The following is a 12,352-nucleotide window of genomic DNA, read 5'->3' on the forward strand; positions in this document are numbered from 1 at the left end:
ATCGGGGCGTTCGAGCGCCCGGGGCCGGCGGCGGGGCCGGTCACCGTGCCGGCGGCGAGACCGGGTGCGGCCCCGCCGCCGCGGGGGGGGCGCTCAGCCCTCGCCGGCGAGCAGCGCCTCGCGCAGGCCGCGCCGGGGGCGCCAGCCCGGCCGGGGCGCCGAGGCGATGAGGAGACGCGTGTACGGCTGCTCGGGCGCGTCGAGCACGGCGCTCACGGTGCCGCGCTCGATGATGCGGCCCTTCCGCATCACCACCACGTCGTCGGCGATGTCGCGCACCACCGAGAGGTCGTGGGTGATGAAGAGGTACGAGAGGCCGTGCTCGGCGCGCAGCCTCTTGAGCAGGTCGAGCACCTGGGCCTGCACCGACACGTCGAGGGCCGAGACGGCCTCGTCGAGCACGATGATCTGGGGCTCGGCCGCGAGGGCGCGGGCGATGGCGACGCGCTGCTTCTGGCCGCCGGAGAGCGCGGCCGGTTTCGCGTCGGCGTGCCGCTCGGTGAGCCCGACCTCGGTGAAGAGTTCGAGCACGCGCGCCCGGCGCCCGGCCTTGTCGAGGTCGGGGCGGTGCGCGCGCAGCATCTCGTCGATCGTGGCCGACACTGGCAGGGATCGGTTGAGCGAGCCCTGCGGATCCTGGAACACCATCTGCACGAGCTTCGCCCGCTCGCGCAGCGCCCGCCGCGCCGTGGTCGGCTTCACGTCGGTACCGGCGATGCGCACGGTGCCCGAGTCGGCCGACTCGAGCCCGACGATCACGCGTGCGAGCGTCGACTTGCCAGACCCCGACTCCCCGACGACCGCGAGGCAGGTGCCCGCGCGCAGCTCGCAGGAGACGTCGTCGAGCGCGGCGACGCTGGCCCTGCGGCCGAGATGGAACGTGCGCTTGAGGTGCTCGACCTCGATGATCGGCTGCTCGCTCATGCGCCTGCCTCCTCGTCGTTCGCGTCCCCGGAGCCCGGGCGGCCCGCAGCGCCCGCGGCGTGCGCGCCCTCCTCCTGCGCGGGGTGCCCCGCGGGGTAGAGCATGGGCCGGGCGGCCATGAGCGCCCGGGTGTACTCGGTCTCGGGGTGATCCCGGATCTGCTCGGGTGTGCCGATCTCGAGGATCTCGCCGTCCTTCATCACGGCCAGCCGATCGCACACCGCGGCGGCGAGGTCGAGGTCGTGGGTGACGAAGATCATCGAGAGGCCGTGCTCGCGCCGCATCTCGTCGAGGATCGCGACGACCTCGGCCTGGGTGGTGACGTCGAGCGCGGTGGTCGGCTCGTCGGCGAGCAGCAGCTTCGGGCTGCCCGAGATCGCGCCCGCGATCACCACGCGCTGCAGCATGCCGCCGGAGAGCTGGTGCGGGTAGGAGCGCAGCACGCGTTCGGTGTCGGTGATGCCGACCTGGTGCAGCAGTTCCGCGGCCTTCGCCTCGGCGTCGGCCCGGCTCATGGTGCGGGCGTCGCTCATGCCCTCGACGAGGAAGCGGCTGACCGGCAGCACGGGGTTGAGCGCGCCGTGCGGGTTCTGGGCGATGAGCGCGAGATCGTTCGCGCGGATCCGCCGCAGCTGCTCGCCGCTCGAGGCGAGCAGATCGGTGCCGTCGAGCTCGATCCGGCCGTCGACGCGCGCGCCGGAGGGTTCGATGCCGAGGATGCACTTCAGCGTCATCGACTTGCCCGATCCCGACTCGCCGACGAGGCCGAGGGCCTCGCCCTGCGCGAGCGCGAACGAGTTGCCGTGCAGGATCTCGGTCTCGGCCCCGGTCTCGGGGTCGGACACCGTGAGCACGAGGTTCTCGATGTTCAGCATCAGCGGGTCCTCCCTGCCGCCCGGCGACCGCCGAGCTGTTCGCCGACGTAGCCGAATGCGGCCACGGTGATCACGATGGCGAGACCCGCGAAGATGCTCTGCTCCCAGTAGCCCTGCTGCAGCGATGCCTGGCCGTTCGAGACCATGAGTCCCCAGTCGGCCGTCGGCGGCTGCACGCCGAGCCCGAGGAACGACAGCGCCGCCAGCTCGATCATCGCGTAGCCGAAGTTGATCGTCATACCGGTGAGGATCTGGGTGCGCACGTTCGGCAGGATGTGCCGCGCCGTGATGATGAAGCCCGAGATGCCCTGCAGCTGCGCGGAGGAGACGTAGGGCAGGTTGCGCTCCCGCAGGGCGACCGAGCGGATGACGCGCGCCGAGTAGGGCGTGAAGCCGATCGCCAGCGCGATCGAGGCGGTGAGCAGCGAGGGGCCGAAGATGGCGACCGCGAGGATCGCGAGCAGCATGTTGGGGAACGCGAAGAGGATGTCGAGGATCCGGCTGATGAACGCGTCGACCCGGCCGCCGAACCAGACGGCGGTGAGCGCGAGCACCGTGGCCAGCACGGCGGTGATCACGATCACGAGCAGCGGCCCGATGAGGCTCGTGCGGGCGCCCCAGATGATGCGCGAGAGGATGTCGCGCCCCGACTGGTCGGTGCCCATGAGGTGCGCGAGGCTCCAGGCCTCGTGGCGCGCGGTGACGCTGCCCTCGTACGGGTCGTAGGGGGCGATGACGGGTGCGAGCGCCGCCATCAGCACGACGACCAGGATCACGCCGAGGCAGACGATGCCGATGGGGCCGAGCCGCTTCGCGACGACGCGCCAGCCCGTGACCGGCACGTCGCCCCGTTGCTTGCGCAGCAGCTGCACCGCGACGGTGTCCTGCGACGTGGTGTTGGTGGACGGTTTGCGCGTGAACTTCTGCTGCGTCATCGTGCCGCTCCCTTGCTCAGCCGGACCCGGGGGTCGATCACCGCGTAGAGCAGGTCGACGATGAGGTTGATGAGGCCGAAGGCCAGCACCATGATGAGCGCGATCGCCTGCACCACCGCGAAGTCCTTCTTCTGCACCGAGTTGACGAGCAGCGAGCCGATGCCGTCGAGGGTGAAGGCGTACTCGATGACGAAGGCGCTCGCGAGCAGGCCCGCGATCTGGGTGCCGAGCACCGTCGAGACGGGCAGCATGGAGTTGCGGATCGTATGTCGCCAGAGTACGAACTGCTTCGGCACGCCCCGGGCGATGGCCATGATGACGTGCTCGGATCCCTGCTCCTCTCGCACGGCGGTGCGCGTGATGCGCGCCACGACGGAGATGCCGGGGAAGGCGAGCGCGAGCGCGGGGAGGGTGAGGTGCCAGAGCCTGTCGGCGAAGCCCTCGCCGGACCCCGACACCGGGAACCAGCCGAGGTTCGAACCGAAGATCGCCATCAGGATGAGCGCGGCGAAGAAGGTGGGAACCGCGAAGCCGAGGTTCGAGCCGAAGACCACGAGCTTCTCGAAGACGCCCGAGCGGGTGGCGGCGAGCACCCCGAGGCCCACTCCGAAGACGATGATGAGGATCGCGGCGAAGGCCGCGAGGAACAGCGTGGTCGGCAGGCGCGACATGACGAGGGTCGACACGTCCTGCTGGGTGAGCAGGGAGCGGCCGAGGTCGCCCTGCACCACCTCGACGAGCCAGTGCCAGTAGCGCAGCAGGAAGGGATCGTCCAGACCGTACTGGGCGCGGATCGTGGCGAGCACCTCGGGGCTCACCGTGCGGCCCTGCACCAGGAACTGCTCCGGGCTGCCCGGAGCGAGGTACATGCCGGCGAACACGATGAAGCTGGACACGACGAGCACCGCGATGAGCGCTCCGATCCGTTTCAGCACGTAGATCATGGACGATCCCTTCCTGCCGGAGTCACCGACTACTCGGCGGAGCCGAGGTCAGCGGCCCACGGGTAGTAGAGGTACACGAACGAGGCGGGGGCGCCGGTGATGCTGTCGTCCATGTACATGCGCACCGCGAGATCGGTGACGGGCACCCACGGCTGCTGATCCATGATCAGCGCCTCGGCCTCGACCGTGAGCTCGGCGCGCTTCTGCGGGTCGCTCTCGGCGAGCGCCGCGTCGAGGGCCGCGTCGACCGCGGGGTCGGAGAACTCGGAGTAGTTCTGGTCGCTGCCGGTCTTGGCCACGCTGATGAGGTGCAGCAGCGGGTCGGGAGCGCTCAGGTAGTTCGTCGTGACGAAGCCGTCGTAGCCCTCGCGGGCGGCGGGGTCCGAGAAGAAGACGCCGAACTGCGCGCTCGGCACGCCGACGGGCTCGAGGGTGATGCCGAGCTCCTTGGCGCCGTTCGCCATCTCGTTGAGGATGTCGGCGTAGAAGCTGCGCTCGCTCGGGTACGCGATCTTGATGGGCTGCGAGAGATCCGCGTCGCTCTTCTCGAGCTCGGCCTTGGCGGCCTCGAGGTCGTAGCCCAGGTCGGGCAGCTCCTCGTCGCGCAGCTCGGCGACGCCGTCGATCGCGTCCCAGGGCGCCTGCGGCACCACCGAGCGCGACGGCGTGCCGGTGCCCTCGAAGACGGTGTCGGCGATGGCCTGGCGATCGGTGGCGCGGGTGATGGCGCGGCGCACGTCGGGATCGCCGAAGATGCCGTTGCCGGTCGAGATGATCGCCATGATCTGCATGCCCTCACCGAAGTAGAGGCTGCCCGAGGTGCTGTTCGAGAGCTCGCTCAGCGCGGGGAGCGGCACGTCGTAGGAGCCCTGGATCTCACCGGCGGCCAGCGCCGTGGAGATCGCGGTGGGGTCGACCACGAAGCCGATCTCGACCTGCTTGGCCTTGGCCTGCTTCTCGGCGTTCCAGTAGCCGTCGTAGCGGTCGAGGGTGATCGACTGCCCCTGCTTCCAGTTGCCGGGGGTGTACTGGAAGGGGCCGGTGCACATCACGCCGGTGTCGGGGTTGCCGTAGTTCTCGCCGGCAGCCTTGCGCTGCTGCTCCTGCACGACCACGCCGAGCACGGTCGAGAACGAGGAGGGCAGCAGCTGGTCGGGGGTGTTCAGCGTGACGGTGACCTCCGAGTCGCCGCTCTTGACGACGTCGGCGATGTTCGCGGTGACGCCGCCGGTCCAGTAGCTGCCCTCGGCGGGATCGTTGTGGCGCTTGAGCGAGTAGACGACGTCCTCGACGGTCATCGGCGTGCCGTCCCAGAAGGTGACGTCGTCGCGGATGCCGATCCTCCAGGTGAGGCCGTCCTCGGTCTCGGCCCCCGTCGCGAGGTTGGGCTCGATCGAGAAGTCGGGCTGCATCTGGAAGAGCGGCTCGCAGAGGTTCGTGACGACCGTGTTCTCGGAGTAGTTGAACGCCTTGGCGGGGTCGAGGCTCGCGAGCTCGCCGTAGGTCGAGTTCCAGGTGACCTTGTCGGCCTCGCTCGTGGCGGCGGGCGTGGTCTGCAGCAGCTCGAGGTCGGCGCCGCCGCTCTCGCCGCCGCCCCGGCTTCCCGACGCGCAGCCCGCGAGGGCCAGACCCGTGATGGCAAGCAGGGCGATCGATGCCCGTGTCTTTGCGAGTTTCACGTTGTTCTCCATTCGAAGTTTCATCTTTGAATCCCCTTGGTCCGGCACAGCGCTGGACGAAGACCCACCGAGGATGCTAGCACCCAAAACGATTTGTGAAAAACGGTTTGGGTGCAACTTTTCGGTAACGGTCCAGGGCCTTCGCGGTGCTTTCGGGGCGGGTGCCGGGCCGGGACCGGGCTATCCTGACGGAGTGCAGCACAGCGGCAGACCGACGATCAAAGATGTGGCGAGGGCCGCAGGCGTCTCCCCCACCACCGTCTCGCACGCCCTCAACGGCAAGGGCGTCGTGCGCCGCGAGACCGTCGAACGCATCGAACGCATCGCCGCCGAGATCGGCTACCGCCCGAGCGCCATCGCCCGCGGCCTGCAGAACTCGCGGCTCGGTCTCCTCGCGCTCGTGATCCGCCCCTTCCACAGCCTCGACACGTTCCTGCCCGAGGGCGTCGACTACTTCCTCCGCATCGCGGGCGCCGCATCGCTCAGCGCCATGGAGCGCGGGTACAGCATGATGCTCATCGACGACCCCACACGGCCAGGGGTGCCGTTCAGCGCACTCGCCGCCGACGCCTACATCGTGACCGAGCCGTTCGAGAACGACCCCGTGCTCACCATGCTCTCCGAGCAGCGCATCCCGTTCGTCACGGTGGGCGCCGACCCCGCGCGACGCGACCTCTTCCCTGCCATCGACGAGGCCGCCGGGCAGCAGGCCATGACCATGATCGACCACCTCTCGCAGGCCGGAGCGCAGCGCATCGCCCTCGTCACGGGCACCGACCGCAACGACTGGAATCTCGGCTCGCGGCAGGCCCTCGTCGACTGGTGCGAGGCGCGCGGGCAGCAGCCGCTCGTGCTGGCTCTGCCCGAGGCGGAGGGCGAGCAGGTCGGCGAGCGGGTCATCGACCACTTCTTCTCCGGCGACCCGGCCGAGCGCCCCGACGCCATCTTCTGCCTCACCGGCCGCCACGCCGCCGGCGTGACCGAGGCGGCGATCCGGCGGGGCATCCGCGTGCCCGAGGATCTGCTCGTCTCCGCCGGCTCCGGGGCCATGCAGAACCGCACCTCGAGCCCCACCGTCACCACCCTCGACCTGCGCCCCGAGGAGACCGCGCAGCTCGCGGTCGAGGTGGCCGTCGCACTCGCCGAGGGCCGCCCGGTGCAGGAGCCGCTCGCCACCCCGACCGCGCGGCTCGACATCCGCGAGTCGACCACCCGCGCACCCGGCGGCGCGCGGCAGCCACCCGGCCGCGCGCGGTAGCCACCCGGCCGCGCGCGGTAGCCACCCGGCATCGCCGATGCACCGATCGACGTTCGAGCACCGCGTTCTCTGCCTACCGGGTGCGTGAACGTCGATCGGTGCGGAAGCAGCATCGGCGCGGAAACAGCACCGAACGCGCAGAGGGGGCCGGCGCCGAAGCGCCGGCCCCCTCTGCGGATCGCGGAGCGCGGAGGCTCAGGCCAAGCGGGCCTGCAGGTTCTCGTCGATCGCGGCGAGGAACTCCTCGGTGGTGAGGAAGCCCTGATCCGGGCCGACCAGCAGCGCGAGGTCCTTCGTCATCTTGCCCGACTCGACGGTCTTGATGACCACGTCCTCGAGGGTGTTCGCGAAGTCGATCAGATCCTGGTTCCCGTCGAGCTTGCCGCGGTGCGCGAGGCCGCGCGTCCAGGCGAAGATCGAGGCGATCGGGTTGGTCGAGGTGGGCTTGCCCTGCTGGTGCTGGCGGTAGTGGCGGGTCACGGTGCCGTGGGCGGCCTCGGCCTCGACGACCTTGCCGTCGGGCGTGGCGAGCACCGAGGTCATGAGACCGAGCGAGCCGAAGCCCTGCGCCACGGTGTCCGACTGCACATCGCCGTCGTAGTTCTTGCAGGCCCAGACGTAGCCGCCCTCCCACTTCATGGCCGAGGCGACCATGTCGTCGATGAGGCGGTGCTCGTAGGTGAGGCCCGCGGCCTCGAACTGCTCCTTGAACTCGGTGTCGTAGATGTCCTGGAAGATGTCCTTGAAGCGGCCGTCGTAGGCCTTGAGGATCGTGTTCTTCGTGGAGAGGTACACCGGGTAGTTGCGCGAGAGGCCGTAGTTGAGCGAGGCGCGCGCGAAGTCGCGGATCGAGGCGTCGAGGTTGTACTGCACCTGGGCGATGCCGTCGCCCGGCGACTGGAAGACCTCGAACTTCTGCGGCTCGCCGCCGTCCTTCGGGGTGAACTCGACGGTCAGCGTGCCCTCGCCCTGGAAGCGGAAGTCGGTGGCGCGGTACTGGTCGCCGAAGGCGTGGCGGCCGATGATGATCGGCTTGTTCCAGCCGGGCACGAGGCGCGGAATGTTGGAGATGATGATGGGCTCGCGGAAGATGACGCCGCCGAGGATGTTGCGGATCGTGCCGTTCGGGCTGCGCCACATCTTCTTGAGGCCGAACTCCTCGACGCGGGCCTCGTCGGGGGTGATGGTCGCGCACTTGACGCCGACGCCGTGCTTCTGGATGGCGTGGGCGGCGTCGATCGTGACCTGATCGTCGGTCGCGTCGCGGTTCTCCATGCCGAGGTCGTAGTAGTCGAGCGTGACGTCGAGGTAGGGGTGGATCAGGCGGTCCTTGATGAACTGCCAGATGATGCGCGTCATCTCGTCGCCGTCGAGCTCGACGACCGTACCTTCAACCTTGATCTTCGCCAACGCTTCTCCCACTCTCGTATTCGTATGTATGAAGCCGCCGCCCATCCTACCCGAGAGCGGCTGGGATCTCTCGACATCGAGATAAATCGGGACTCACCCCGCGCGCAGCACCTCGACGATGCGCAGATCGGGATCCAGCGCGACGGCGTGCATGCGCCTGCCGACGGCGAGGTCGCCGACATCGTGCCAGCCCATCGCGCGCGCCGGGTTCGCGGCGGTCAGCCGCACCGCGTCGATCAGCTCGGCGTCGCCCGCGCAGTCGCCGGCCCATCGGCGGAACAGCCCGTCCATGGTGGCGGTGCTGCCCGCGATCGTGTCGGTGCCGGCCACGCGCGCGACACCCCCCGCGACCTCGACGTCGAGCGCGCCCAGGCGGTAGGCGCCGTCGCCGCAGCCGGCGGCCCCCATTGCATCGGTCACGAGCAGCGCCCGCCCCTCGCCCGCTCGACCCGCGGCCCATCGGGCGAGCGCGGGGTGCAGGTGGGTGCCGTCGGCGATCAGCTCGATCGAGACCCGCGGATCCTCGAGCAGCGCGAGCACCGGTCCCGGTTCGCGGTGGTGCAGCGGGCGCATCGCGTTGAAGAGGTGCGTGGCGACCGCGGCGCCGGCGTCGATCGCGCGCACGACGCGCTCGTAGTCGGCGTCGGTGTGCCCGATCGCCACCACGACGCCCGCGCGCACGAACCGCTCGATGGCTTCGAGGGCGCCGGGCAGCTCGGGTGCGATCGTCACCATCGCGATCGCGTTCGGGGTCGCTCCCGATCCGCCGTCCTGGGCCGCCCCGGTCCGTCCGCCCGCCGCGTCCGTCTGCTCGGCGGCCGGGAGCGACCCCGCGCGCAGCAGCGCGTCGATCTCGGCGGGGTCCGGGTGCCGCAGCAGCCCGGGGTCGTGGGCGCCCGCCCGCGCCGGGCTCAGCCACGGCCCCTCCAGGTGGATCCCCCTGATCTCGCCGACGGCGACGAGCGCCGCGAGCGTCTCGACGCCCGCGAGCAGCCCCGCAGGGGCGTCGGTCACGAGGCTCGCCATGCTGGTCGTCGTGCCGTGGGCGAGGTGCACGGCGCGCGCCCGGCGCGCGAGCGTCTCCGACCCCTCCGTGTACCCGGCCCCGCCGCCCCCGTGCACGTGCACGTCGACGAAGCCGGGAACGAGCGTCGCCCCGCCCAGCTCGCGGTCGGGCTGCACGGCGGGCCGCCCGCCGCCGACCCCGGTGATCGCGCCGCGCTCGAACGATACCCAGCCCGGCGCGTGCACGGCCGCGGAGGTCACGACACGGTCGGCCGCCACGGTTCCGGTGTCGGGCAGCGCGATCACGCCGCACCGCCCGGCAGATGCTCCTGCACGTACTCGTAGTAGTCGGAGAGCCGCAGCTGCGACGCGGCGGCGCGGTCGATCACCACGTCCGCGCGCCGGTGCAGCTGCAGAGCGCTCGCGGGGCAGACGCCCGCGAGCGGGCCCTCGACCATCCGCGCCACGGCGTCGGCCTTGCCCTCACCCTGCGCTACGAGCAGCAGTTGCCGCGCGTCGAGGATCGTGCCGAGCCCCTGCGTCACGCAGTGCACCGGCACCTGGTCGGGCGCGCCGAAGAAGCGGGCGTTGTCGGCGCGGGTCTGCGGCGCGAGCGTCTTGACGCGGGTGCGCGAGGCGAACGACGAGGTGGGTTCGTTGAACCCGATGTGCCCGTTGGCGCCGATGCCGAGCAGTTGAAGGTCGACGCCGCCGGCCTCCTCGATCATCCGCTCGTAGTCGGCGCAGGCCGCTTCGAGGTCGGCCGCGGCTCCGTCCGGCACGTGCACGCGCTCGGGGTCGAGGCCGAGCGGTTCGGTCACGGTGCGGCGGATCACGGAGTGGTAGCTCTCGGGGTGGTGCGGGTCGAGGCCGACGTACTCGTCGAGTGCGAAGGCGGCCACGCCCGAGACGTCGAGTTCGCCCGCGCGCACCCGCGCGGCGAGTGCGGCGTAGGTGCCGAGGGGCGAGGATCCGGTGGCGACGCCCAGCGCCGCCGGGCGGCCGCGCGCGGCGCTGGATCGGATCGCATCGGCGATCCGATCGGCGGCGCACTCCGCGACGGCGTGCGCGTCGGGAACGATGGTGATCTGCACGGCGGCTCCTGGAGGGCTCGGGAGGGTGGATCTCAGCGGCGAAGCCGACGCTGACCGGGCTCGGACGCGGCGCGCGAGAAAAGGACTAGACCAATCTATGAGGCCTAAGATAGGCGTAGACCAATCGAGGTGTCAAGCAGATGACCAACACGCCGAAGTACTACACGCAGAAGCTGCGCATCCTCGACCTCATCGAGGGAGCGCAGCCCGGGGATCCGCTGCCCGCCGAACGCGAACTCGCCGAGCACTTCCGCACCTCGCGCACCACGATCCGCCAGGCGCTCACCGAGCTCGTCGCCGAGGGCCGCATCGAGCGCACCCAGGGCCGCGGCACCTTCGTCAGCCACCCGCCGCCGATCACCGTGCGTCAGCTCACCTCGTTCAGCGAGGATCTCGGCGAGGCCGGGCTCGACGACGAGGTGCTCGGGATCGCCGCGCAGCCCGCAGACGCCGAGGTCGCGCGGGCCCTCGAGGTGCCCGCGGGAGCCGGGATCACCCGCATCGACCGCCTGCGCCGCCGCGACGGGGTCGCCCTCGCCCGGGAGACCGCCCACCTGCCCGGGGCCTACCCGGGCATCGCCGCGGAGCTCGCCCGGCGCGGGTCGCTCTACCGCACGCTGCGGGAGGCCTACGGCGTCGAGCTCGACTCGGCCGACGACGAGATCGGCACCGAGCTCGCCGGCCCTGCCGAGGCCGGCCTGCTCGGCATCGACGTGGGCCGGCCGCTGCTCGTCGTGCGCCGCACGGCCAGGCGCGCCGACGGCGCCCCGGCCGAGTTCACGCGCTCGGCCTTCCGCGGCGATCGCTTCCGCTTCCGCGCGAGCACCGCGCGCGGCTGACGCCGCGCGACGGCGTCACCGCAGGTCACGGTTCGGTCACGGGCGCCGGATCCGCAGGATCCGGGGTTGCGAATATTTAGTTCGTTAGCTTTACTAACTCACATGACGGTCGCAATGCCGCGCTCCGAGTTCGCTCCCGAGCCGCCCTCCAGCACGCAGGGAGCCCCCGCGTCCCCCCGCCCCGCCCCCGGGGCCTCGACCGGCGGCTACACCCCGGCGGCATTCGGCTCCCGTGCGCTGCGCACCGGCCTCAAGGCCACCCCGGGCGACGCCAAGCAGCACAACCGCACGCTCGTCCTGCAGACCCTCTACGTCTCCGGCCCGCTCAGCCGGGCCGAGATCGCCCGCACGACCGGCCTCACGAAGGTCACGATCTCCGCCATCGTGGCCGAACTCATGGCCGAGGGGCTGCTGCACGAGCTCGGCCCGCAGGAGTCGCAGCGGCCGGGCAAACCGGCGATCCTCGTCGATCTCGCCCGCGACGCGTTCGTCGTGGTCGCGCTCGACCTGAGCGATCACCGCCTGCTGCGCGGCGCCCTCATGAGCATCGACGGCGACATCGTGCTACGAGCCGAGATCGAACTCGGCGACGCCACCGGCGACGCGGCGTGCGAGCTCGCCGTCGGCCTCGCGACCGACCTGCGCGACCGCGCCGCCGTGCCCGTGCTCGGCCTCGGAGTCGGCACGCCGGGCGTCGTCGACGACGCCGGCACGGTGCGCACGGCGCCGAATCTCGGGTGGCAGGACTTCCCGCTGCTGCGCATCCTCGAGGAGCGCACGGGGCTGCCCGCGGTCGTCGCCAACGACGCGAACGTCGCGGCCCTCGCCGAGTACAGCTTCGGCGACTCGAGCGACAACTTCATCCTCATCACGATCGGGCACGGCGTCGGCTCGGGCCTCATCATCGGCGGCCAGCCCGTCGCGGGCAGCCGCTTCGCCTCCGGCGAGATCGGACAGGTCATGGTCGGCACCGACCTCGGGCTCGAGGCCCCCTACTCGCGCGAGCAGGTGCTCGAGCACTGGCTCTCGGTGCCGCCCCTCACCCGCTCGCTCGAGGCCGCCGGCCCCGAGGGCCGCGACCGGGTGCTGCGCGAGGCCGGACAGCGTCTCGGCGTCGCGCTCGCACCCGTGGTGGGCGCGCTCAACCTCGCCGAGATCGTGCTCGCCGGCCCGACCGAGCTGATCGAGGGCACGCTCGCCGACGCGACGCTCGAGATCCTGCGCCGCCGCACCATGCCCGACACCCACGACGGCCTCGTGCTGCGCACGAGCACCCAGGGCGACGACCTCATCCTGCGCGGCGCCACGGCGACCGTGCTGAAGGACCGGCTCGGCGTCAGCTGAGCCGCACGATCCGCATCCCGAACCACAACCCCACATCGATCGCGA

The 12,352-nt window shown here is 71.2% G+C and carries 11 protein-coding genes; 3 read left to right on the forward strand and 8 right to left on the reverse strand.

From position 1 onward, the window contains the following. Positions 1-93: 93 nt before the first annotated feature. The 5 genes from H490_RS22240 to H490_RS22260 are packed head-to-tail and all read right to left on the reverse strand — an operon-like array spanning position 94 to position 5,357. Positions 94-924 (reverse strand): ABC transporter ATP-binding protein, encoded by an 831-nt coding sequence (locus H490_RS22240; protein ID WP_017883656.1) that lies wholly within the window; start codon positions 922-924, stop codon positions 94-96. Beyond that, positions 921-1,799 (reverse strand): ABC transporter ATP-binding protein, encoded by an 879-nt coding sequence (locus tag H490_RS22245; RefSeq protein WP_017883657.1) that lies wholly within the window; start codon positions 1,797-1,799, stop codon positions 921-923. The genes H490_RS22240 and H490_RS22245 overlap by 4 nt, the downstream gene beginning before the upstream one ends. Beyond that, the gene (locus H490_RS22250; RefSeq protein WP_017883658.1) at positions 1,799-2,734 is read right to left on the reverse strand and encodes an ABC transporter permease; all 936 of its coding nucleotides are present in this window, start codon (positions 2,732-2,734) and stop codon (positions 1,799-1,801) included. The genes H490_RS22245 and H490_RS22250 overlap by 1 nt, the downstream gene beginning before the upstream one ends. Continuing rightward, positions 2,731-3,678, reverse strand: a complete 948-nt coding sequence (locus tag H490_RS22255) for an ABC transporter permease (protein WP_017883659.1) — start codon at positions 3,676-3,678, stop codon at positions 2,731-2,733. The genes H490_RS22250 and H490_RS22255 overlap by 4 nt, the downstream gene beginning before the upstream one ends. 29 nt (positions 3,679-3,707) lie before the next feature. Further along, on the reverse strand, positions 3,708-5,357 hold the full coding sequence (locus tag H490_RS22260; RefSeq protein WP_238560317.1) for an ABC transporter substrate-binding protein: 1,650 nt from the start codon (positions 5,355-5,357) through the stop codon (positions 3,708-3,710). A gap of 226 nt (positions 5,358-5,583) precedes the next feature. Here H490_RS22260 and H490_RS22265 point away from each other — a divergent pair, with 226 nt between their 5' ends. Next, entirely contained in the window at positions 5,584-6,615 is a 1,032-nt protein-coding gene (locus H490_RS22265; protein ID WP_017883661.1) for a LacI family DNA-binding transcriptional regulator, read from the forward strand. Between the two features lie 195 nt (positions 6,616-6,810). On the opposite strand, the gene H490_RS22270 is transcribed toward H490_RS22265, so the two are convergent. From H490_RS22270 to nagB, 3 genes are all read right to left on the reverse strand, one after another. Further along, positions 6,811-8,025, reverse strand: coding sequence for an NADP-dependent isocitrate dehydrogenase (locus tag H490_RS22270; protein WP_017883662.1), 1,215 nt, complete (start codon positions 8,023-8,025; stop codon positions 6,811-6,813). A gap of 93 nt (positions 8,026-8,118) precedes the next feature. Continuing rightward, positions 8,119-9,336, reverse strand: coding sequence for an N-acetylglucosamine-6-phosphate deacetylase (locus H490_RS22275; RefSeq protein ID WP_017883663.1), 1,218 nt, complete (start codon positions 9,334-9,336; stop codon positions 8,119-8,121). Beyond that, positions 9,333-10,124: a glucosamine-6-phosphate deaminase gene (gene nagB / locus H490_RS22280; protein ID WP_017883664.1), complete on the reverse strand. Its 792-nt coding sequence runs from the start codon at positions 10,122-10,124 to the stop codon at positions 9,333-9,335. Before nagB ends, H490_RS22275 begins: the two co-directional genes overlap by 4 nt. 140 nt (positions 10,125-10,264) lie before the next feature. Here nagB and H490_RS22285 point away from each other — a divergent pair, with 140 nt between their 5' ends. Continuing rightward, entirely contained in the window at positions 10,265-10,963 is a 699-nt protein-coding gene (locus H490_RS22285; protein WP_017883665.1) for a GntR family transcriptional regulator, read from the forward strand. A gap of 114 nt (positions 10,964-11,077) precedes the next feature. After that, on the forward strand, positions 11,078-12,307 hold the full coding sequence (locus H490_RS22290) for an ROK family transcriptional regulator (protein ID WP_017883666.1): 1,230 nt from the start codon (positions 11,078-11,080) through the stop codon (positions 12,305-12,307). Positions 12,308-12,352: the final 45 nt, after the last annotated feature.

It is taken from the genome of Leucobacter sp. UCD-THU (assembly GCF_000349545.1).
Classification (GTDB): Bacteria; Actinomycetota; Actinomycetes; order Actinomycetales; family Microbacteriaceae; genus Leucobacter; species Leucobacter muris.